The organism is Pseudoclavibacter sp. RFBI5, from assembly GCF_002931395.1.
GTDB lineage: Bacteria > Actinomycetota > Actinomycetes > Actinomycetales > Microbacteriaceae > Pseudoclavibacter.
Window position 1 is genome coordinate 66,038 of sequence record NZ_PSYA01000004.1, and the last position, 21,706, is coordinate 87,743.

At 68.8% G+C, this 21,706-nt stretch carries 21 protein-coding genes and 1 tRNA gene; 10 read left to right on the forward strand and 12 right to left on the reverse strand.

Annotated features, from left to right (window positions below):
- Positions 1-84: 84 nt before the first annotated feature.
- Positions 85-594, forward strand: a complete 510-nt coding sequence (locus tag C5E06_RS03230) for a GNAT family N-acetyltransferase (RefSeq protein ID WP_104305979.1) — start codon at positions 85-87, stop codon at positions 592-594.
- A 92-nt stretch (positions 595-686) separates the two neighbouring features.
- A complete protein-coding gene (locus C5E06_RS03235; protein ID WP_104305980.1) occupies positions 687-1,289 on the forward strand; it encodes a thymidine kinase in 603 nt (200 codons plus the stop codon).
- A gap of 53 nt (positions 1,290-1,342) precedes the next feature.
- Here the strand turns inward: C5E06_RS03235 and C5E06_RS03240 are convergent, their stop codons facing one another.
- Together C5E06_RS03240 and C5E06_RS03245 are read right to left on the reverse strand one after the other, a co-directional pair.
- A complete protein-coding gene (locus C5E06_RS03240) occupies positions 1,343-2,368 on the reverse strand; it encodes a methionine synthase (RefSeq protein WP_104305981.1) in 1,026 nt (341 codons plus the stop codon).
- Between the two features lie 19 nt (positions 2,369-2,387).
- Positions 2,388-3,380, reverse strand: coding sequence for a DUF1852 domain-containing protein (locus C5E06_RS03245; RefSeq protein WP_104305982.1), 993 nt, complete (start codon positions 3,378-3,380; stop codon positions 2,388-2,390).
- Between the two features lie 121 nt (positions 3,381-3,501).
- Between C5E06_RS03245 and C5E06_RS03250 the strand changes: the two genes are divergently transcribed.
- The 3 genes from C5E06_RS03250 to C5E06_RS03260 all read left to right on the forward strand — a co-directional run bounded on the left by C5E06_RS03250 (position 3,502) and on the right by C5E06_RS03260 (position 5,053).
- Positions 3,502-4,443: a LysR family transcriptional regulator gene (locus C5E06_RS03250; protein WP_104243205.1), complete on the forward strand. Its 942-nt coding sequence runs from the start codon at positions 3,502-3,504 to the stop codon at positions 4,441-4,443.
- 92 nt (positions 4,444-4,535) lie between these two features.
- Entirely contained in the window at positions 4,536-4,799 is a 264-nt protein-coding gene (locus C5E06_RS03255; protein WP_104243203.1) for a type II toxin-antitoxin system Phd/YefM family antitoxin, read from the forward strand.
- Complete coding sequence (locus C5E06_RS03260; RefSeq protein WP_104299731.1) at positions 4,796-5,053, forward strand: type II toxin-antitoxin system RelE/ParE family toxin; 258 nt, start codon at positions 4,796-4,798, stop codon at positions 5,051-5,053. Before C5E06_RS03255 ends, C5E06_RS03260 begins: the two co-directional genes overlap by 4 nt.
- A 107-nt stretch (positions 5,054-5,160) precedes the next feature.
- Here the strand turns inward: C5E06_RS03260 and C5E06_RS03265 are convergent, their stop codons facing one another.
- Positions 5,161-6,795 (reverse strand): amidohydrolase, encoded by a 1,635-nt coding sequence (locus C5E06_RS03265; protein ID WP_104305983.1) that lies wholly within the window; start codon positions 6,793-6,795, stop codon positions 5,161-5,163.
- A complete protein-coding gene (locus tag C5E06_RS03270; protein WP_146081289.1) occupies positions 6,792-8,054 on the reverse strand; it encodes an MFS transporter in 1,263 nt (420 codons plus the stop codon). Before C5E06_RS03270 ends, C5E06_RS03265 begins: the two co-directional genes overlap by 4 nt.
- Positions 8,055-8,261: 207 nt before the next feature.
- Here C5E06_RS03270 and C5E06_RS03275 point away from each other — a divergent pair, with 207 nt between their 5' ends.
- From C5E06_RS03275 to C5E06_RS03285, 3 genes are all read left to right on the forward strand, one after another.
- Entirely contained in the window at positions 8,262-8,873 is a 612-nt protein-coding gene (locus C5E06_RS03275; protein WP_181062876.1) for a TetR/AcrR family transcriptional regulator, read from the forward strand.
- A 134-nt stretch (positions 8,874-9,007) separates the two neighbouring features.
- Positions 9,008-9,670 carry a hypothetical protein gene (locus C5E06_RS03280; RefSeq protein ID WP_104305986.1) on the forward strand — a complete coding sequence of 221 codons (663 nt, stop codon included), beginning with the start codon at positions 9,008-9,010 and terminating at the stop codon, positions 9,668-9,670.
- A 47-nt stretch (positions 9,671-9,717) separates the two neighbouring features.
- Positions 9,718-11,337, forward strand: a complete 1,620-nt coding sequence (locus C5E06_RS03285) for a polysaccharide deacetylase family protein (protein WP_104305987.1) — start codon at positions 9,718-9,720, stop codon at positions 11,335-11,337.
- 52 nt (positions 11,338-11,389) lie between these two features.
- Here the strand turns inward: C5E06_RS03285 and C5E06_RS03290 are convergent, their stop codons facing one another.
- Positions 11,390-11,782, reverse strand: a complete 393-nt coding sequence (locus tag C5E06_RS03290) for a DUF1801 domain-containing protein (protein WP_104305988.1) — start codon at positions 11,780-11,782, stop codon at positions 11,390-11,392.
- 68 nt (positions 11,783-11,850) lie between these two features.
- Positions 11,851-12,633 (reverse strand): glucose 1-dehydrogenase, encoded by a 783-nt coding sequence (locus C5E06_RS03295; protein WP_104305989.1) that lies wholly within the window; start codon positions 12,631-12,633, stop codon positions 11,851-11,853.
- 149 nt (positions 12,634-12,782) lie between these two features.
- Here C5E06_RS03295 and C5E06_RS03300 point away from each other — a divergent pair, with 149 nt between their 5' ends.
- Positions 12,783-13,874, forward strand: coding sequence for a glutathione S-transferase family protein (locus C5E06_RS03300; RefSeq protein WP_104305990.1), 1,092 nt, complete (start codon positions 12,783-12,785; stop codon positions 13,872-13,874).
- A complete protein-coding gene (locus C5E06_RS03305) occupies positions 13,871-14,383 on the forward strand; it encodes a DinB family protein (RefSeq protein ID WP_104305991.1) in 513 nt (170 codons plus the stop codon). The genes C5E06_RS03300 and C5E06_RS03305 overlap by 4 nt, the downstream gene beginning before the upstream one ends.
- 24 nt (positions 14,384-14,407) lie before the next feature.
- Here the strand turns inward: C5E06_RS03305 and C5E06_RS03310 are convergent, their stop codons facing one another.
- The 6 genes from C5E06_RS03310 to C5E06_RS03335 all read right to left on the reverse strand — a co-directional run bounded on the left by C5E06_RS03310 (position 14,408) and on the right by C5E06_RS03335 (position 21,706).
- Positions 14,408-15,802 (reverse strand): sodium/glutamate symporter, encoded by a 1,395-nt coding sequence (locus C5E06_RS03310; RefSeq protein WP_258067474.1) that lies wholly within the window; start codon positions 15,800-15,802, stop codon positions 14,408-14,410.
- Between the two features lie 67 nt (positions 15,803-15,869).
- Entirely contained in the window at positions 15,870-16,772 is a 903-nt protein-coding gene (locus tag C5E06_RS03315) for a LysR family transcriptional regulator (protein ID WP_104243181.1), read from the reverse strand.
- A complete protein-coding gene (gene solA / locus C5E06_RS03320; protein ID WP_104305992.1) occupies positions 16,769-17,890 on the reverse strand; it encodes an N-methyl-L-tryptophan oxidase in 1,122 nt (373 codons plus the stop codon). The genes C5E06_RS03315 and solA overlap by 4 nt, the downstream gene beginning before the upstream one ends.
- A 93-nt stretch (positions 17,891-17,983) precedes the next feature.
- Positions 17,984-18,871, reverse strand: a complete 888-nt coding sequence (locus C5E06_RS03325) for an aminoglycoside phosphotransferase family protein (protein ID WP_181062877.1) — start codon at positions 18,869-18,871, stop codon at positions 17,984-17,986.
- A gap of 147 nt (positions 18,872-19,018) precedes the next feature.
- A tRNA-Pro gene (locus C5E06_RS03330) sits at positions 19,019-19,092 on the reverse strand.
- 85 nt (positions 19,093-19,177) lie between these two features.
- Entirely contained in the window at positions 19,178-21,706 is a 2,529-nt protein-coding gene (locus C5E06_RS03335) for a transglycosylase domain-containing protein (RefSeq protein ID WP_181059513.1), read from the reverse strand.

Below are 21,706 nucleotides of genomic sequence, written 5' to 3' on the forward strand. Positions count from 1 at the left end.
CCTGTGCGCAGCGCCTGTTCGCCTGCTCGTCAGGCCGACGATAGGGGCCGTCGGTGAACGCCGCACGGCGGGTACGCTCAGGCGATGACCTCAGCTCCGTTCACGATTCGCGCGACGACGCCAGACGACTGGCACGAGGTGCGGGAGATCCGGCTCGAGATGCTTCAGGACACTCCGCTTGCCTACACGGAGACCCTCGAGGAGGCGCTCGGGCACGACGAGGCGGAGTGGCGGCGGAGGGGCGCGCGGGGCGATGCCGCCAACGGCATCTCGCTCGTCGCGGTGCTCGACGACGGCCGCTGGGTCGGCACCATGGGGTGCGTTTCCTTCCGAGACGAGCCGTGGCCGATGCTCGTCAGCGTGTACGTGGCGAGCGCCTTCCGCGGGGCGGCGGCCGGGGTGACGGATGCGCTGCTCGCCGAGGTCGAGGCGTGGGCCAGCTCGCGGGCGTCCGGGCTCATGCTGCACGTGCACGAGGACAACGCGCGGGCGAGGGCCGCGTACGAGCGGCGCGGTTTCGTCGCGACCGGCTCGACCATCCCCTACCCGCTCGATCGGCGGCAGCGGGAGCTGGAGATGGTCAAGCGGCTCTGAGCTGTCGTATCCCGCGAACGGTGTCACGAGGTGGGCGGATGCGCGCCGTGCGGGTACGATCGACCGGGCTCAGCCCTGAAACGAGGAGGACCATGGCCAAGCTGTACTTCCGCTACGGGGCGATGAACTCGGGCAAGTCGACGGCGCTGCTGCAGGCGGCGTTCAACTACGAGGAGCGCGGGCACCGGGTGGTGCTCGCGAAGCCGGCGATCGACACGAAGGTCGAGGGGGAGATCTCGTCGCGCCTCGGGATGACGAGAGGCGTCGAGATCCTCGTGGGTGTCGAGGACAGCCCCCGCGAGCAGCTGGCTGCGCTGGTCGCTGACGGTCAGCCGATCTCATGCCTGCTCGTCGACGAGGCCCAGTTCCTGACGACCTGGCAGGTCGATGAGCTGCTGCGCATCGCGGTGCTCGACGGCATCCCGGTGCTCGCGTACGGCATCCGCACCGACTTCCAGACCGTCGCGTTCCCCGGGAGCCAGCGGCTGCTCGAGATCGCGCACTCGCTCGAGGAGCTCAAGACGATCTGCCGCTGCGGGCGGAAGGCCATCTTCAACGGCCGCCGCGTCGCCGGTGAGTTCGTGTTCGACGGCGGCCAGGTCGCGATCGACCAGGGCGAGGTCAGCTACGAGTCGATGTGCGGCAACTGCTACCTCGAGGCGTCGCACGGACGACTCGGGGCGGGGCGCCTGTAAGTCGTCTCCGACCAGCGCACCCCGCCCCGAAAGTCCGGCTCAGGCGACGGTGGTCAGCTGAGCTCGGCGCGGAGGATGGCGGCTCCCGCCGACAGTGCGCTCAACTTGCCGTAGGCGACGTCTCGCGGCAGGGGAGCCATGCCGCAGTTCGTGCTCGCGATGAGCTTGTCCGCATCCACGAACTGGAGCGCCTTGCGGAGGGTGTCTGCGACCTCGTCCGGGGTCTCGATCTCTTCGCTCGCCACGTCGATTGCGCCGAGCATGACCTTCTTGCCGCGGATCAGCTCGATGAGGTCCATGGGCACGTGCGAGTGCTGGCTCTCGAGGGAGACGATGTCGATGGACGACTGCTGGATGAGCGGGAACGTCTTCTCGTACTGACGCCACTCCGCCCCGAGGGTGGCCTTCCAGTCGTTGTTCGCCTTGATGCCGTAGCCGTAGCAGATGTGCACGACGGTCTCAGCGCCAAGGCCCTCCGCGGCACGCTCGAGAGCTGCGACGCCCCAGTCCTGCACGTCGTCGAAGAAGACGTTGAAGGCGGGCTCGTCGAACTGGATGATGTCGACTCCGGCGGCCTCGAGCTCCTTGGCCTCCTGGTTGAGGATCGTCGCGAACTCCCACGCCAGCTTCTCGCGGCTCTTGTAGTGGCGGTCGGAGAGGGTGTCGATCATCGTCATGGGTCCGGGGAGCGCCCACTTGATCTTCTGGTCGGTCTGCTGGCGCAGGAACTTCGCGTCCTCGACGAAGACGGGCTGCTTGCGGCTCACGGCTCCGACGACGGTGGGCACGCTCGCGTCGTAGCGGTCGCGGATGCGGACCGTCTCGCGATTCTCGAAGTCGACGCCCTCGAGGTGCTCGATGAAGGTCGTGACGAAGTGCTGGCGGGTCTGCTCACCGTCGCTGATGATGTCGACGCCGCGATTGCGCTGTTCCTGGACGGCGATGCGAAGCGCATCCTGCTTGCCCTCGACAAGCGCCGCGCCTTCGAGCTCCCAGGGCGACCAGAGCACCTCTGGCTTCGCGAGCCAGGACGGCTTGGGCAGGCTGCCGACGCTTGCGACGGGGAGGAGGTTGTTCATATTCGTCGATCCTTCTGGGTCATCGAGCGGAGACGGCGTAGCCGGCGGCCCAGGCGTCGAGCACGTCGCCGTGCGGCTTCACGAAGTGCTCCTGGGTGTAGCGGCCCTGGGTGATGGCGAGCTGGCTGCGCTCTTCGCGGTCGTAGGCGATCTCGGTGCGGGAGAAGTCCTGCTGGTCGAGTGTTGGGCTGTAGATGTTCGCGGCGGCGGAGTTGGCGTTGTAGATCTCGGGTCGGTAGATCTTCTGGAACGCCTCCATCGTGCTGATCGTGCCGATGAGCTCGAGGGTGGAGTAGTCGCTGAGCAGGTCTCCGCGGAAGTAGAACGCGAGCGGGGCGACGCTGCCTGGGGGCATGAAGTAGCGGACCTGCAGCCCCATCTTGCCGAAGTACTGGTCGGTCAGGGAGTACTCGTCCTGCCGGTACTCGACGCCGAGGACGGGGTGGTGGTTGTCGGTGCGCGTGTACGTCTTGCTCGTCGAGACGCTGATGCAGATGACGGGCGACTTCGGGAACCGCGCCTGGTAGGCGGCCGAGTCGAGGAAGTGCTGGAACAGCTTGCCGTGGAGCTCGCCGAAGCCGTCGGGCAGGGAGAATCCGCCACCGCCCGCGTTTGCCGACGGCAGCAGCACGCTGAAGTCGTAGTCGCGGAGGTAGGAGGAGAAGTTGTTGCCGACGATGCCCTGGTGGTGCTCGCCCGTCGACCGGTCGACGATCCCGATGTCGAGGACCTCGAGCAGGGGGAACTCGCGGTCGTCGCCTTCGTCGTCGAACTGCAGCGACGCGGAGATGATGTCGAGCTCGAGCGTGTAGCGGTCGCCGGTCGGGTTGTCCCAGCGGGCGAGGTCGTTGAAGCGACGGTCGATCATCGTCAGGGCGTTGCGGAGGTTCTGCTGACGGTGCTCGCCGCGGGCCAGGTTGGCGAAGTTCGTGGTGATGCGGGAGCTCTCCGACGGCGCGTAGTGCTCGTCGAAGCGCGTGGTGGTGATGTTGAACGTGATGTCGTTCGCCATGTGAGGCCAATCCGGGAGTCGAGAGGCCGGTCGGCCTGTGGGCGTGGATGCGTCCATTGTGCAGGCGATTCGCGGCCATCGAGTAATTCGACGCAACTATGCGTCACTATAGGCTTCGGCTATGACTCGGCGATCGAACGGCGTGACTCTGCAGCAGCTGCACTACTTCGTCGAGGTCGCCGCCGAACGGTCGATCAGTGCCGCCGCCGACATGCTGTTCGTCGCGCAGCCGACGATGTCTGCGGCGATGAAGGACCTCGAGACCCGGGTGGGCCGCGCGCTCCTCGTCCGCTCTGCCCGCGGCGTCTCGCTCACGACCGACGGGACGGAGTTCCTGCGGTACGCGAAGCAGGTCGTCGAGCAGGTGGAGCTGCTCGAGCAGCGCTACCTCGGTCGCCCGCCTTCGCGTCGCCTGCTCGGGGTGTCCGCGCAGCACTACTCGTTCGCGGTCGACGCGTTCGTCCGCATGGTCAAGGGCACCGGGGCGGCCGAGTACGAGTTCTCGCTGCGCGAGACCCGCACGTGGGACATCATCGAGGACGTGCGCACGCTCCGCAGCGAGCTGGGCCTCCTCTACCGGAACGAGTTCAACCGGAACGTCATCGACAAGCTGCTGCGGGAGTCGGGCCTCGCGTTCCACACGCTGTTCCTCGCGGAGCCGCACATCTTCGTCTCCCGGAGGAACCCGCTCGCGTCGAAGGCGCGCGCGACGCTCGACGACCTCGCCGGCCTGCCTCGGCTCACCTTCGACCAGGGCGCGAACAACTCCTTCTACTTCGCCGAGGAGATCCTCTCCACGCTGTCGAGCAAGCAGGAGATCCGCGTCTCCGATCGCGCGACGATCTTCAACCTCATGATCGGCCTCGACGGCTACACGATCTCGACGGGCATCATCAGCGACGACCTCGACCCGGGCATCGTCGCCGTCCCGCTCGACGTGGACGAGCGCATCGAGATCGGCTGGATCGGCCACTCCGCGATCCCCCTCACCGCTCAGGCGCAGCGCTACCTCGACGAGGTGCGGGCGGTTGTCGCGGAGGCTGGGGTGGAGCTGCTCGGGTAGGGGAAGTTCGGATCCACTCGGGGATTTTCGCGCTACTTTGTAAGTAGCTGAGCATTCTGTACGTTTCAGTCGATGAGGCGTACCCTGTCGACATGAGTCAGATAGCTATCACCGATGCCCGTGCCCGCCTGGCCTCGATCATCGACGATGCGCGCCTCGAACCGGTGTACCTGACTCGGCGGAACCGGCCTGTCGCCGCGGTGATCGATGCCGCACAGCTTCAGCAGCTCCTCGAGGACGCCGAAGAGCTGGCCGATATTCGCGCAGTGGACGCTGCGTGGGAGGAGACCGAGGCGTTGGGTGAGGAGCCGGTCCCGTGGGAAGTCGTCAAGCGTGACCTCGGTCTCGCTCCGTGAGCTACCGGATCCTGGTCCTCCCGGCGGCGGCCAGAGTCATCAAGAAGCTCCCACCGGAAGCGAAGCGTCGCATCCAGGCAGCGGTTGAGCTGCTCGCAGAGGATCCACGACCACCTGCCGCCAAGAGACTCTCCGGACGCCCGGAGTGGCGAGTGCGAACGGGTGACTACCGAGTGCTGTATCGCATCCAGGATGACGTCTTGACCGTGGTGATCGTTCACGCTGGTCATCGGCGTGAGGTCTATATGGCCTAGGTGAGGTGAGCGTTTTGCCTGTGTGGTCTGCGCCGATGGTGGCCTAGTCCGCTCGCGCATGGCTGAGCGCTCGTCTCTGCGCCGCCACGTCCGGCGTCGGCGCAGCCTCACGCCTCGAACGTCACCCGCCCGCCGACGACCGTCAGCACCGTCCGCGCCGTGAGCAGACTCGCGGCGGGCTCGGTGAGCACGTCGGTGTCGACGACCGTGAAGTCGGCGGCGGAGCCCTCGCGGATCTCGCCGCGCCAGCTCGCGTCGCCGACGGAGGCGGCTGCGTCCCGCGTCGCGTGGAGCAGCGCGCGCTCGATCGGCACGGTGCGGTCGAGGCGAGCCGCCGAGTAGCTCGGGTCGAGGGCAGACTCGCGGGTCGCCGCGATGTAGAGGTTGGCGAGCGGACCGTACGGGGCGGTTGGCGCATCCGTCGAGAACGCCAGCGTCGCCTGGGCGTCCTCGTATTCGTGCCAGGCGAAGCCCCGCTCGACTCGATCGTCGTCGAGCTGCGCGATCCAGTTGCCGAGCACCGCCGGGTCAGCGTGCACGGGCTGCATGGATGCCGTCACCCCGAGGGCCGCCATGCGCTCGGCGGTGCCGGGCGCCGCGTACTCGAGGTGCTCGATCCGGTGTCGGCGCGGAAGCTCGCCGTTGGCCTCGAACGCGTGCTCGAGTGCATCCAGCGCCATGCTGCTCGCCGCGTCTCCGATGGCGTGCATCGCGATCTGCAGGCCGGCCGCATCCGCCGCCGCGACCACGGGGAACAGTCGGCCCGCCGGCCAGATGGCATCGGCGTTCGACCCGTCGGCGTACGGCGTGCTCATCGCCGCCGTGCAGGCGTCGATCGTTCCGTCGAGGATGAGCTTGATGCCGACCACGCGCAACCAGGGCGAGGCATGTTGGGCCGAGAGCTCCTCGGCACGCTCGACCTGCGAGAAGTTCTGGGCGTCGTCGTCGGTATTGGAGACGAGCCAGTGCGCCGCAACCCGCAGGGGGAGGGTGCCGCCCCGTCGGTCCGCCGCGCGCCGGAGTGCGTCGAGCGCGACCTCGTTGAGCGCCATATCGACGACCCCCGTCACGCCGACTGCGCTGTACGCGGCGAGCACGCGCTCGACGGCGACGTCTCGGTCGGCGTCGGTCATCGCGGCGTCACGCTGCGCCCAGGCGTACTCGACCGCGGCTGTCTCGAACAGCATGCCGTTCGGCTCCCCGTCCGCATCCCGCCCGATGCGGCCGCCGCTCGGGTCAGGGGTGTCGCGGGTGATGCCGAGCTCGCGCAGGGCCGCGCTGTTGACCCAGCAGGAGTGGTAGTCGTTCGCGTCGAGGTACACGGGCACATCGGCGACGACCTCATCGATCATCGCGGCCGTCGGGGCGCCGCCCGGGATCGAGTCGAACAGCCAGCCGCGACCCCGCAGGACGCGGGCATCAGGGTCCGCGGCGCGGGCCTCGGCCAGCAGGCGCTGGATCTCACCGAGGTTGCGGGCATCCGTGAGCCCCACCTGCCCGAGGGCCTCGCCCATCATCACGAGGTGCGTGTGCGCGTCGGTGATCCCGGGGAGCACAAGCTGCCCGCGCAGGTCGACCGTCTCATCCGGATGCGCGGCGAAAGCTCGTGCGCCGGCTTCGTCGCCGACGAACGCGAACACCTCGTCGCGCACCACGAACGCCGTCGGGGCGGGTGCATCCGCTGCGGTCCCGGATGCGGGGCCCTGGAAGACGTGGGCATTCGAGTACAGGGTGGTGGTCATGCGTTGGCCTCCGTGAGGATCGGGGTGGAACGTTCGGTGCGGGTCGAGATGGCGGCGATGATGCCGGTGGGGACGGCCAGGACGAAGCTCGTGATGCCGAGCGCGAGCGTGAAGCCCTGCGCGCCGAGCGTCTCGCTGAGGCTGGCCCCGACGAGGGGAGTGAGGGCCGAGCCGACGAGATAGACGGAGAGGAGCGGGCCGGACCAGCGGCCGCGAGCATCCAGCGCCGCCGCCGTCGAGAGGAAGTACATATACGCGACGGCGTAGATGGAGTTCCAGGCGATGAACGCCACGATGAGCGCCGCCTCGTCGGTGAGCGTGCCCTGCACGATCTTGAGGATGCCGCCGAGCACCAGCAGCACGATGAGGGGCACGGCCCGGCCGAGGCGGTTGCCGACGGCCATGAGCGCAAGCGAGCCGAGGAGCCCGCCCGCGGTGGCGCCGGAGAGCGCGATGCCGAGCCCCTCCGGGGTCAGGCCGCTCGTCTCGGCGCCGATGATGCCGATCATGGCCCAGAGCGAGTCCTCGCTGACCGCCCAGAGTGCGAAGACGACCAGCAGGCCGAAGCCGCTCACCGTGAGCAGGCGCGACGACGCGGCGCTCTGCGTGCGGATTGCGCCGGTCGGCGGGATCTCGATCGGCATCGCCTCGCCCGTCGCGGCGCCAGCTGTTCCGAGTGCGGCATCCGCGTCGAGCAGGGGAACGCGGGGGAGCCACTTCGTCATGACCAGGCCGATGGCCGAGAAGAGCGCGAGCGAGCCGAAAACGTTGAGCGGCGCGAGCCCGAGCAGGGGCAGGGTCGCGAGGACGATCGAGATGACGCCTCGGTTCGTGAAGCCGTTCCAGCCGGCCACGCGGTCCGGGTTCCGGAATGACGCCATCGCCGCTCCGGCCGAGGCAACCGCTCCGCCGGCGCCGATGCCGCCGACGAGGAGGCCGGGGATCGTGAGTGACGGCACGAGGGCCGCGGCGAGGAACCCGAGCGTCGCGACGGTGAGACCGATGCGGGCCACCTCATGGCGGCGCGCGCCCGCGCAGAGGCCGGCGGCGGCGAGGCCGGCGACCGCGGTCAGGAGGAGCGTGCCCGTGACGAGCCAGCTCGCGGCGAGCACGTCGAGGCCGACCGCCGTCTGTGCCGCGGTGATCATGTACGGCGACAGGTTCACGGCCAGGTAGCCGGCGATCGCGATGGCGAACGTCGCAGAGGCCGGCGCGAGGCGCAGGGGCACTCGCGTGCTGAGTTCGGCTGCAGTGGTCATGGGGCTCCATGGGTCTGGGTTCTCGGCGTGCGTCCTGCTGCTGTGAACAGGTTCCGGCGCGCCGTGCGTTTGGCGAACACCATTCGCCAGCGAATGGTGTTCGCTAGTATGCACGGAGACGGAGCCGAGCGGAAGGCATCCGGAGCATTTTCCTCGACCAACACGACGGGGAGGCCAACACACGTGCACGAGGTGAAGGGGCGAGCCATGGAGGGACGCAGGATCGTCGGGCTCACCCCGGCCCGCATCGCCGACGCCGGGCTGCAGCTCGTCGAAGCTGGCGAGCCGTTCGGCGTCAACGCCATCGCGCGCAAGCTCGAGGTGCGGCCGTCCTCGCTCTACAAGCACATCGCGGGACTCGACGACATCGTCGAGCTCATGCGCGGTCGGCTCGTCGATCGCTACCGGGCAACACCGGAGCAGCGGGCATGGGACCAGTACGTCGAGGAGGTCGTGCGGCTCCAGCGGCGCATGTACGCCGACCATCCGGCGCTGCTGCCGTTCCTCATCGGGAAGACCATCACGAGCTCCTCGGTGATCGAGGCCTACGATGACCTCGCCGTCGCGCTGCAGGCCGGGGGCTTCCCCGACGACGACATCGTCACGCTCATCGGCATGATCGACGCGTTCGCGATCGGCTTCGGCCTCGAGCTGGCGTCACCGGAACAGGTCTGGCAGCCGGATGCGCCGACTCGGCTCTTCGGAAGGCTCCTCGCCGACTCCGGGTCGGGCCCCGAGCGCATCGAGCGCTCGTTCGAGCTCGGGCTCGCAGTCCTGCTCGCGGCGCTGCGCGAACGCCTCCCGCGCGCCCAGGGCTGAGTTGTGGTCGTTCCCGCGCTTCGCAAGCAACCACAAGTCAGCCCTGGGCGGGGAGAGTCAGCCCTGGGCGGGGCGGAACGCGCGTCGAGTCAGTAGCCTGGTGACACCTGCCCGCCCCCAGCCCGGAGGCCACGATGACGTTCTCGCACGGTGCCGCTCCCGAGCGCACACGCAGCAGCCCTTGGCTGTACGTCGCGCTCGGCGTCGTTCTCGTGGCCGCGCTCGCGGTGCTCGGCTTCTTCTTCGGCGGCGCGCTGCTCACGCAGGCCACGAGCCGCGCCGCGGAGACCGACGAGACGGTCACCGTCGGCAGCGACGAGTCGGCCGTCGCGGTCGTCGCACCGGCAGGGTGGGTCATCCTGCCCCACTACTTCGGCACCGACGTCGTGACGCTCCGCAGTCCGGATGCGCGCCTCGAGATCACCCTCCAAGTGCCGTCCCAGCCCCAGTCGATGGTGGATGCGTCTGAAGCCGCAGCAGGTGAGGTGAGCGAGGCGCTTGCCGAGGACGGGCTGGTGCCAGAGGGCGCGATGGCCGCCGACGTCGGAAGCCTCTTCTGGATCGACGAGGTGCCGAAGGAGGGGCTCTCCGTGCGCCACGCGAGCTACGAGTACGGGCAGGCTGCCGCAGAAGGACAAGGGGCTCCCGGCGTGATGGTCGGCTCCGCGGCCGTTGCGAGCGCTGGTGCCACCTCGCCGAACGCTGCGGTACGGTTCAGCGCCAGTGCAGACGACCTCGACCGGTATCGCCCCGCCATCGCCCAGATCCTCGAGAGCATCGGCGGGTCGGCCGCGTGACGCGCAGTCGATGGCGCTCGCGGCAGCCCAGCACACAGCCGCGCCCTGTGCGGCGCCTGCTCGCGGTCGCGATGCTCACGGCCACGGCCCTCGCGCTCTCGGCGTGCGCCCCCGCTCCCGACCTGGCCTGGCAGCCGCCCGTTCGCGCGGCCGTGACGAGCTTCGACGAGGCGGTCGGTGACGTCGCCGGCGCGGAAGCCGGGGCCACGCCCCTGGACCACTACCGCATCCGCGACTCGGCACCCGCCGTCGACGCGAGGTGGACGGAAGTGCCAGGGCAGGCCGATCTGAACACGCGTGTCCGCTCGCTGGTCATCGACGCGGTCGGCACCTTCGCGACGAGGCTCGGCACCGTCTACGAGCCGGAGGCCGCGGCAGCGGGAGCTGGGCTCGGAAGTCGCGGCTGCGAGGCGGGCTCCAGCAGCATGCCGGCCGTTGAGGTGCTCGCCCAGGGCGGCGCCACGGCCGGTGAGGCGCTCGTCATCACGTGCGAGATCGTCGTCGCCAGCGGCAGCGAGTTCGGCGAGCGCGTCCGGGTCGTCGAGGGAACCGCGGGAGCAGCCCCAGCGGTCACCCGAGACGAGAGCTTCGTCTTCTTCGCCGACACCGCGACGGCGCAGCAAGCCGGTGGCGCCGACGTCATCACGGCGGACGCGGCACTGGCCATCTGGAACGAGCTCGTGCTCGCCGCGCGGCGAGAACTCGGCGCCCTCTGGGATACGCAGGTCGCGGCGCCGAGCGACACCAACGCGGCCGTGCTCGCACAGGGGTTCGCCGACGTCACGCCCACACCGGACGGTGGACTGCGCATCGGCATCCCCGCGGGTCTCCTCACCCCTGAGATGGACGTATCCGGCGGTGCGAACGCATCCCCTCCCGTCTCTCCTGACGGCGAGACCACGCTCGTCGTCGGCGAGCCGATCTCGCACCGCTTCCCGAGCATCCACATCGGCGCGGAACTGGCAGCCCCCATGCTCACCGACCTCGGCCGCGAGCTCGTCGCCGCCTCGGCGACCCCGCAGCCGCTCGTCGCGGGCCAGCGGCCGCTCGCCGGCGACCGCCAGGTCGACTGCACGCTGTTCCCGTGCGTCGCCCTGACCTTCGACGACGGCCCCGCGCCGATCACGGAGACGCTCCTCGGGCAGCTGCGGGAGCAGGACGCGACCGCGACCTTCTTCCTCGTCGGCCCGAACGTGCAGCGGCACCCAGAGATCGCGAGGCAGATCGACGACGACGGCCACCAGATCGGCAACCACTCGTGGACGCATCCGCGGCTCACGACCCTCGACGACAAGAAGATCGAGGAAGAGGTCAAGAAGACCAACGACGCCATCGCGGCCGCGACCGGCGAACGGCCGAGCGTCTTCAGGCCCCCGTATGGCGACCTCGACGCGCGGGTCCTCACGAAGCTCGGCATGCCGGCCATCCTGTGGGACATCGACACCCTCGACTGGGAGGGGCCGCCGCACGAGACGCTCGTCGACCGCGGCGCGAACGAGGCGGAGGCCGGGTCGATCATCCTCATGCACGACATCCACGACTCGACCGTCGACGCGGTGCCCGAGATCCTCACAGGCCTCCACGACCGGGGGTTCGTGCTCGTGACGATCGACCAGATCTTCGGCGGCGCCCCAGCCGCGGGCAACAGCTACACGTCGGCGCGGTAGCTCAGGGGTGCGAGACCAAGACGGCGAGGCCAGGACAGCTCCGCCAAGATAGCTAGGCCTCGACCTGCGCGGCCCAGGCCTTCACGAGCTCGGCGAGTGCGCCCCGCGCATCTTCGAACTCGGCCATGCTCGCGAACGAGACGACGGCGCGGCCCGGGCCCCGCCACGCGAGCAGCTTCGAGCGGTCGTCGACGACGACCTCCGGGTGCGCTGGCTTCACCTTCGCGCCCGTGTGCAGGACGAGCTGCACGGCCTTCGGGCGCCGGAGGTTGAGGGTCGCGAAGTCGTCGGCGACCTTGTAGTTCGGCGACTTCCACTTGATGCTCTCGACGACGTCGGGATGCGCGTCCAGCAGCAGCCCCCGCAGGCCGACCGCCGCATCCCGCAGTGGATGCTCGAGCTCGGCGAAGTAGGCGTCGACATCCGGCGACGGGGCAGCGGTCATGCCGCCAGCGTAGACCTGTGGTCCGCTGGCGGCTCGACTCGCAGCACTGCTCGGGCTCGGTGCGCCGATCAGTACTTCGCCGACTGGCCGCCATCGATGGGAACGACGGCCGCGTTGATGTAGCTCGCGTCGTCCGACAGGAGGAACGCGACGACCGCTGCGATCTCCTCGGGCTGCCCGTAGCGCTTCGTGGGGTTGATCTGGATGAACTGCTCTGCTGCCTGCTTCGGGTTCTCCGCGTCGAGCTGGCGCATCGAGTTCTCGACCATGGGCGTCCAGATCGCACCGGGCGCGATGGCGTTGACGCGCACGCCGAACTGGCCGTACTCGACGGCCGAGTTGCGGGTGAGGCCGACGACGCCGTGCTTCGCGGCAGCGTAGCCCGACTGGTTTCCGACGCCGCGGATGCCGCCGACGGAGGCCGTGTTCACCACGAAGCCGGAGCCCTGCTCGCGCATGACCTTGAGCACCTTCTCGAGGCCGAGGAACACCCCGCGGAGGTTGATGGAGACGACCCGCTCGAACTCGTCTGCGCCGAAGTCCTCGGTGAGGTTCTGGCGGCCTTCGATGCCGGCGTTGTTGAAGAAGCCGTCGATGCGGCCGAAGCGCTCGAGGGTGGCGGCGACGTAGGCGTCCGTGTCGGCCTCGCTGGAGACGTCCGCGGTCGTCGTGAAGACCTCGGCGTCAGGAGCGGTCTCGAGGATGGCCGCCTTGCTCGCTTCGAGGCCCTGCTCCGAGATGTCGACGAGTGCGAGCTTCCCGCCCTCGCTCGCGACGCGGACCGCGGTGGCGCGGCCGAGGCCGGATCCTCCGCCGGTGATCAGAACGACTTTGTCGGTGAACCGAGACATGCTTCTCCTTCGTTGCGGTGCATCGCCCGGCAGTCGCAGGACGACACTCTAGTTATGTCGTGGCCTAGTGAATTTATTCCCGAGAGGCCTCCGCGACGGGCCCGACTCGCCCCCAGCGAGCATCCACATCCGCTTCCTAGGATTGCGATATGACTCAGGCGACGCAGGACGCACGACCAGACGGCGAAGAAGCGGCAGAGCAGGGCGTGTACTCGAAGGCCGGGCAGCCCTTCGACCGCGACACCAACTACATCGGCGACCGCATCACGAAGGATGCGCGCTCGGTCGGCGAGGGCATCCAGACCTGGCCCGTCGAAGCCGGACGCTACCGGCTCGTCGTCGCTCGCGCCTGCCCATGGGCGCACCGCTCGACCATCGTCCGCCGGCTCCTCGGCCTCGAAGACACCATCTCGATGGGCATCTGCGGCCCCGTGCACGACAAGCGCTCGTGGACCTTCGACAAGGACCCGGGCGAGCTCGACCCGGTGCTCGGCATCCCGCGCATCCAGGACGCCTACCTGAAGCGCTTCCCGGACTACCCCCGCGGCATCACCGTGCCCGCCATCGTCGACGTGCCGAGCGGCGGCGTCGTGACGAACGACTACCCGTGGATCACCCTCGACTTCTCGACCGAGTGGACCGAGTTCCAACGCGACGGCGCCCCCGAGCTCTACCCGGAGGTGCTGCGCGACGAGATGGACGCCGTGATGAAGCACATCTACACCGAGATCAACAACGGCGTCTACCGGTGCGGCTTCGCGGGATCGCAGGAAGCCTACGACGAGGCCTACGACCGACTCTTCGCGGCACTCGACATCGTCTCGGAGCGCCTCGAGACACGTCGCTACCTCATGGGCGACACGATCACCGAGGCCGACGTGCGTCTCTACACGACACTCGCCCGCTTCGACGCCGTGTACCACGGCCACTTCAAGTGCAACCGGCAGAAGCTGAGCGAGATGCCGGTGCTCTGGGCCTACGCGCGCGACCTCTTCCAGACACCAGGCTTCGGCGACACGACCGACTTCGTCGACATCAAGCGCCACTACTACGAGGTGCACCGAGACATCAACCCGAGCGGCATCGTCCCCGCAGGCCCGGAGCTCCACAACTGGAAGCTGCCGCACTTCCGCGAGCAGCTCGGCGGGTCGCCGTTCGGCGACGGCACCCCTCCCGGCCCGAACCCAGAGCCCATCGAGGCTGCTCACGACCTCGTGCACCTCGGACGCTCGCGCGCATGAGCGGCGACGTGATCGCCGTGCTCGACGACTTCGCGAGCCGCCCCGTCGAGGCTGCCGAGCGCCTCGCGGGCGAGCTGACCGCAGATGCCCTCAACGCGCATCCGGGCGGCCACGACAACTCGATCGCCTGGCTGCTCTGGCACACGGCGCGCGAGATCGACGTGCAGCTCACGGCCCTCTCCGGTGTTCCCGAGGCCTGGTCAGCTGAGGGTTTCGACGCCCGCTTCGGCCTCGGCGAGCTCGGCGACTCGGTCGGCTACGGGCACTCGACGGCCCAGGCGCGCGCCGTCATCGTCGACGATGCCACGCTGCTGCTCGACTACCTGCGCGCGGCGACGGATGCACTGCGCACGTACATCCGCTCGCTCAGCCCGGATGCGCTCGGCGAGATCGTCGACGAGCAGTGGGACCCGCCCGTCACGCGCGCCGCCCGCATCGTCAGCATCATCGACGACGCGGCCCAGCACGTCGGCCAGGCCGCGTACGCCGCAGGCATCCTGCGAGGGTGATGCTCGACGGCTCGGGCTCGAGCCCTACTTCGAGCTCGAGCCGCGTCCGACCGCGGCGGCCCTGCCCGACTCCCCGCCGGGGCTTCGCTGCGCCTTCCGCCCCGTGAAGATCACGATGGCCCCGCCGATCGCCGCGACGATCGCGATCGCGCCCCAGATGCCGACAGCGGCCCACGCAGCACCGCCGATCACCAGCAACGGCACGAAGGTGATCGCCGCGACCTCGACGGGCACGACCGGCAGGTAGGCGATCGAGAAGTCCTCCAACGTGCGCGACTTCATGCGCGGGTCCACGATGCGAAGCAGGGCGATGCCGGTCGCGACGGCACCCGTCGCCCAGCCCCACGTGAACAGCTGGCGCTCGAACCACCCGTCCTGCATGAGTCGAGGCGCCGCGAAGAAGCCCAGGAACAGGCAGAACGCGAGACCGACGAGGAACAGGATGAGCAGGGCGAGCCAGTTGTCGGCCACGATGCTCGGCACGATGGAGACCATGCCGCACACGACGAGGACGTCGGTGGCTGCGCCGGAGATGGAGCGCAGCGAGTCGGGGTCGATGTACTTGCGCGTCTTCGAGACGGCCATGAGCCCCCGCAGGACGAGGCCGACGATGAACGCGATCGAGAAGAGGGGGAACGTCACGGCGGGCAGCAGCTCGCCCAGCATCAGGTTGATGCCGTAGGCGCCGGCGGACACCCCGGCGACGATCGCCGCCTGGAACGCGAGCGACTCGATCGTCCCACCGGAGAAGGTGTGCGTGCCGATCGAGGGCCGCGTCTTGATCTGATCGAGCACACCCGTGCGCAGGTCCTCCGGCATGCTCTTCATGCCAGCGAACTCCTTCGCGTGGCCACGCATCGCACCGATCTTCGCCTGGATGATGCCGCCGACCACGCCGACGAGCATGCCGACGGTCGCCGCCGTGAACGCGATCGACTGCACCTCCGGCTGGCCCGCATCCGCGAACACCGCCCCGATCGCCGCCGCCGAGCCGAAGCCGCCCGCCCAGCCCGCGAAGAGCATGAGGCCGATGCTGTCTGGAGCCCCGAGCAGAGGGCCGAGGAGCACGAGCACCAGCACGAGGCCGATGACGACCTGCAGCGAGTACATGAGCACGCCATAGGCGGCGAACCCCGCGACGTTGCGGCCGATCTTGAAGATGTTGAAGTCGTCGGTGAGCGCGAGGCACGCGAACACGAGGACGATGAGCAGCGAGCCGTATGTGCCCAGCTGGTCGGAGAAGGGAAGGAGCCCGAGCCCGTTCGGACCGAGCAGCAAGCCGAGCGCACCGGCGATGACCGACGCGGGGATCATCATCGTCTGCAGCGGTTTGATCTTCGCCCTCGCGAGGGTGCCGATGATGAGGAGCATGCCGATGAGGCCGGCATCGACGAGGAGAGCTTGAGGCGTGTACTCCACGAGAACTCTTTTCTGTGCGTTGGGGATCGTGAATCCGGTCGTCGCTGGCCGGGAGGAATGGGCGGGGTCAGCGGATGAGCGAGTTCTGAGCGGCCCAGCCGTGGAGCGCCGAGCTGATCGGCCCGAGCAGGCCGAGCGGGTCGCCCGCCGCGACGCGCACTGCCAGCGGATAGCTGTGCTCCGCGTCCTGCAGCTCACGGAACGCCACCCCCGGCCACGGGTGCAGCGCGAGCGACTGCGGCACGAGCGCGATGCCCAGCCTGGCGCTGACGAGACCGAGGATGGCCTGCTCGTTCGTGACGCGCGCGGCGATTCGGAGCGGGTGGCCGGAACGGAGGAACGCGCTCGCCGTCAGGTCGAAGGCGAGCGGCGCGCGCCCGCGATCGAAGAGCACGAGCGGGAAGTCGCGGAGCTGCTCGGCCGAGACGATCTGCTGCGCGGTCAGCTCATGGTCGGCCGCCACGGCGACGCAGAGGCGCTCGCGGAAGGCGACCGCGTGCCGGTCGCTGTCCGGCGAGAGGTCCCGGAGCAGCGCCACGTCGAGGTCGCCGTCGTCGACGGCCCTGCTCAGGTCCGTCGTGCCACCGTCGGAGACCGTGACGGCGTAGGGCGACAGCGGCTCGGCGCGGAGCAGAGTCGGCAGCGCGCTGGAGAACAGTGAGCTGATCGATCCGAGGCGCAGCACCCGTTTCGCGCGTTCCTCGGTGGCCGTCGACGCGAGGTGCTGGAGGCCCTCTGCTCGACGGCGGATCTCCACCGCCTCCGGGTACAGCGCCTCGGCGGCCGGCGTCGGGACGACGTCACGTCCGCCGCGTTCGAAGAGGGTGACGCCCAGCTGCGCCTCGAGGGCCGCGACCGCCTGGCTCACGGGCGACTGCGCGAGTCCGAGTCGCTTCGCGGCTCGGGTGAAGCTGCGCTCCGTGTAGACGGCCACGAAGCAGCGCAGCTGCTTCAGGCTGATCTCGCTCACGCGCTGAACCGCTGCGGCGCGAAGGGGGAGATGTCGAACTCCGGTGTGCGGCCCAAGGCGGTGTCGGCGAGGATGTCGCCGAAGACCGGGGTGAACTTGAAGCCATGGCCCGAGTATCCGGTGCCCACCGTGATGCGCTTGCTGATCCTCCCGATGATCGGGGTCTTGTCGAACGTGAAGAGGTCTGCGTGCACGGAGTGCTTGGCGATCGAGTCTGGCAGGCCCGGGATACGCGCATGGATGTCGTGCGAGATCTTGGCGCGCTCGGCGACGCTCAGGCGGCGTTCGAGCTGCTCGGGAGCGTCGATGTCTCCCCACTTCGCGTCGTAGCCGGCCTTCACGAGCGAGCCGTCGAGGGTCGGGACGCCGAAGATATGCACGTTGCCGTGGTCTCGGATGAACGCGGGAAACACCTCGGGTGCGAAGTCGTGGGGGTTCTCTGGCGCGAACCAGGTGAGCGCGATGGGCTTGATCGTCAGGTGCGGTGCGAGTTCCGGGAGGAGCTGTGGGGTCCAGATCCCTGCCGACACGATGACCTGCTTGGCGCTCAGCGTGCCGTCCGCTGTGGTGACGTGCACTGCGCCTGCGGTCTCCTCGATCGAGAGCACCGCCGTGCTTCCGCGCAGCTCGGCGCCCGCGGCGCTCGCGCGTCGTTGGATCTCGGTCACGGCCGATTCGGGTCTGAGCGCACCGCCGAGCTCGTCGAGGACGGCGATCTCGTCGGTCAGCTGCTCATGCTGCGGGTAGCGGCTCCGGAGCTCCGCCGTCGACAGGGCCGCGTGCGGGATATCGGCGTGGGCGAGGGAGCGGCGCACCTGCTCGAGGCGAGGGTCGTCGGGGGAGCCGATCGAGAGCACGCCCGTCGACTGGAAGATGGGTGCCCGGCTCTCCTCGGCCAGCTCGAGCCAGGCATGACGGGCCGCGAGCAGCAGGGGCACGTAGTGGGACCCCTCGTGGTAGGCCGCGCGGAAGAGGCGGCTCTCGCCCGAGTAGGCCCCGTCGTCATGGACGAGGGTCTGCGCCTCGAGGCCCAGCACGCTCGCGCCATTGCAGGCCAGATTCCAAGCCGCGTACGAGCCGGCGGCTCCGAGTCCGATGACGACGACGTCTGCATCCATCACATGATCATGCGTGGTCCGAAACCCAAACGCAAGACTTAAATCAGATTGAGGCAGTCATTCGGCAAACGAAAAACAGCTGATGTCGGTGTCTCAGAGGTCGGACAGCGCCTTCGCGATCGCGAGGTGCAGGGTCACGAGCGTGGGCCACCCCTCTTCCGAGACCTGGTGCGCGTTCAGAATGGCGTGCGCGATGCACCATTCCCTGGCGTCATCGAGATCGATGCCCGCCTCGCCACTGATCAGCTCGACCCGGCTGCGTACCTCCGCGTGCATGAGCGCACCGCCCCGGTAGTCCTCGACACGAGTTCGCAGCGCCGGGTACACCTCGAATCCGGCGGGACCCGCGACGGGCTTCGGGTCGATCGCAAGCCACGGCTCCCGCTCGGCGGCGAGCACGTTCCCGTAGTGCAGATCGAGGTGCAGCAGCCTCGGCTCGTAGGGACGCGAGTCGAACGTGTCGAGGGCGCGGTCGACCCACCGGCGAGGCACCGAAGGCGGATGCGCCCGCAGGGGCGCGATCCAGTCGCGCGCCTCGACGCGGAAATCGGGCACCGAATGCGGGGGAGCGACGTGGAGGCGCCGCAGGAGGCCGCCGATCACGAGGCACGCGTCGTCGGTCTCGACCGAATGCAGGTCGAGATCCGCGTCGAGGGGCTCGAGGAGCAGCGCGAAGTCAGCCGGATGCGCCGCCACGAGCCGCGCGATGCCCCCGCCGTTCCAGTGGCGAAGCCCGAGGTGCTCGACGGCTGCCTCCCGATGGGGCCAGCTGAGCTTCAGTACCTGCGGCTGCCCGTGACGAGCGACCGGCAGCACGATCGCGTTATGGCCGTTGTGAGCCGCACCGGTGATGGTCAGCTCCCACGCGTCGAGGCGCTCGTCGATGAGAGACGGCAGGCGGCGGAGCCACTCGTCGCCGTCCACCCCGAGGTCGGCGGGGCGACCCGCGACGCGGCGGACGAGGTCTTCTGGGATCAGCACGATGGCCACACTGACGGCATCCGCCGAAAGTACACCATCACGCGGGGCGCGTTCCTCTCGGAGCGAGGGCTGAAGGCGGGCCCGAACGCGGGCACGAAAAAGGCCTGAGCTTGCAAGCAAGCTCAGGCCTCTTCGATCACACAACTGTCGGGGTAGCGGGATTTGAACCCACGACCTCTTCGTCCCGAACGAAGCGCGCTACCAAACTGCGCCACACCCCGATCGCTCACCGCTGAGCGGCGAACTCCCCAAGAGTACCCGAAGGTTGCTCGCGCCGCCAACCGAGGGCGCGAGCAACGGAAACTCCTACGGCCCAGAGGAGACGAACAGCCTGATGTCGCCGGTCGGCTCGATGGGAGTGCCGGTCGCGGGGTCGGTGCGGATCACCTGCCCGCTCGGCACGCTCGCGCTCTTCTCGGCGATCACGGTGACAGTCCCGCTGAAGCCGGCGCCCGCGAGCAGCGTCGTCGCCTCATCCTGGGTCTTGCCCGCCACATCCGGTGCCAGGAGTCCGTTCGACGCGTCCTCCGACAGGGCCGAGGGGTGGATGGTGATCGTCGTCCCCTTGTCGACACGCGTGTTGGCGGTCGGCAGGGTGTTCGCGACGCTTCCCGGCGACTGGTCGGAGTCGGCCGATGGCCCGATGGACACGCCGAAGCCGAGCCCCTCGAGCACCTGGCGTGCCTCCTCCGTCGACCGGCCGGTCACGTCCGGCACGGTTGCGAGCACCAGCGCGTCCTCGTCCTCCACGTACTCGGGGAAGTCGCCTCCGCCGTACGTGGTCATCGCGTGCCCGATGATGTCGTTGAAGAGCACGTGACGCGTCTGGCTCCCCGCCGCGAGGGGCAGGTCGACGTCGTACATGGGCAGGAGGCCGTTGGCGTTGCCGACCCAGACGGCGAGTCCGACCCTGGTCGTCGCCCCGACCATCCACGTCTGCAGGCCGTTGTCGGTCGTGCCGGTCTTGCCGATGAGGGGAACGATGCCCGGGTTCGACCGCGAGCCGGTGCCGCCGTTGACGACGCCAGCGAGGGCTTCGTCGACGCCCGCCGCGACCTGCGGCGAGACGGCCTGGATGCAACGGGATTCGGGGCCCGAGACCTCGGTGCCGTCAGGTAGCGTCACGCGGTCGATGCCCGTCGGCGAGCAGGTCGTGCCATTGTTCGCGAGCCCTGACATGACAGTTGCCATCGAGAGCGGGGCCATCTCGTTGGCGGCGCCGAGGATGGCGGCGGGTACCGAGGAGTTGATCGCTCCGTCGGCGCGGTGACCGCCGAGGGCCATCGCGGTGTCGCGGATGCGGCACTGGTCGAGGCGCTCCGCCATCGTCACGTAGGCGGTGTTGATCGACGAGGCAGTCGCCGACTTGACCGAGACGGTCCCAACCCGCTGGCCGCTGTCGTTCGTCGGAGCCCACGGGCCGTCTGACTCGGCCTCGCACGTGTTGGAGAAGTTCTCGAGGTAGAAGGTGCGGTTCTGTCCTGGGACGGACGAGTAGAGCGACTTCCCCGACGAGAGCCATTCGGCGAGCGTGAAGATCTTGTACGTCGAGCCAGTCTGGAATCCGGTGGAGCCGCCGTACTCGTAATCGGCGTTGTAGTTCACCGAGGTCACACCGGGTTGGCCTTGGTTCTCGGCCACCTCGCTGAACTGGGTGTTCTGCACCATCGCGAGGATGCGACCGGTGCCGTTCTCGACCATGGAAGCGGCGGCGCCGAGCTCCGTGCCCGGGTAGCTGGACGGCACGGCGTTCTGCATCGACTGCGTCGCGACGCCCTGCATGTCGAGGTCGAGGGACGTGTAGATCTTGTAGCCCTTGCCGGCGAGGTTGAAGTTTCGCTCGGCCTCGGTCGCACCGAAGGCCTCGTCCTGCAGCACGGAGAGCTGCACGAACTTGCAGAAGTACTTCGCGTTTCCTTCCGCGAACTCGCACCCGTGGTTCGGCTCCGTGACGTTCGGCTCCACCGGCAGCGCGATGGTCGCCTCGTAGGTCGCCTGGTCGATCGCGCCCTCCTCCATCATGCGCATGAGGATGTAGTCGCGGCGCTCCTTGTTGCCCTCGATGTTCTCCTCGCGGTCGAGGCGGTAGGCGTTCGGCTCCTGCACGATCGCGATGAGGCTCGCGGACTCCTGCAGGTTCAGGTCGAGCGCGGATTTGCCGAAGTAGCGCTGCGCGGCCGACTCGATGCCGTAGGTGGTGCCGCCGAAGAGGGCGATGTTGAGGTAGCCCTGGAGGATCTCGTCCTTCGAGTACTGCTGCTCGACGCCGATGGCGAGGCGCATCTCCTGGAGCTTGCGGCCCGTGTTCGGGTCGGTCGCCTCGATGTAGGCCTTCTCGCTCTCGGCGGGGTCGAGGATCGCCTCGGCCTCCTGCACGCGCACGTTGCGGACCCACTGCATGGTGATGGTCGAGGCGCCAGCTGAGGCGTCGCCGATGACCGAGGTCACGAGGGCTCGCGCAGCGGAGATGACGTCGACGCCGTCGTGCTCCCGGAAACGCGGGTCCTCAACCGAGATGGCAGCAAGCGGCACCCACGGCGAGACCTGGTCGAGGGGTACCTCGATGCGGTTCTGGTTGTAGAACTGGGCGAACTTCACGTCCTGCCCGCCCTGCTTGGCGTAGAGCTCGGTGACCTGCTGGAGCTCGTTGATCTCCAGGTAGTCGGGGAGGCTCTCGAACAGGTTGATCGAGCTGTTGTCCGCGATGTTGGCGACGGAGATCAGCGGAGTCACGAGCGCGGTGATGAGGACGGCGGCCAGGCCGCTCACCCCGACCAGTCCGAGGACGCGCGTCAGAGGACCGCGCTTCCGGTTTCCACGTTGCTTTGTTGCCAT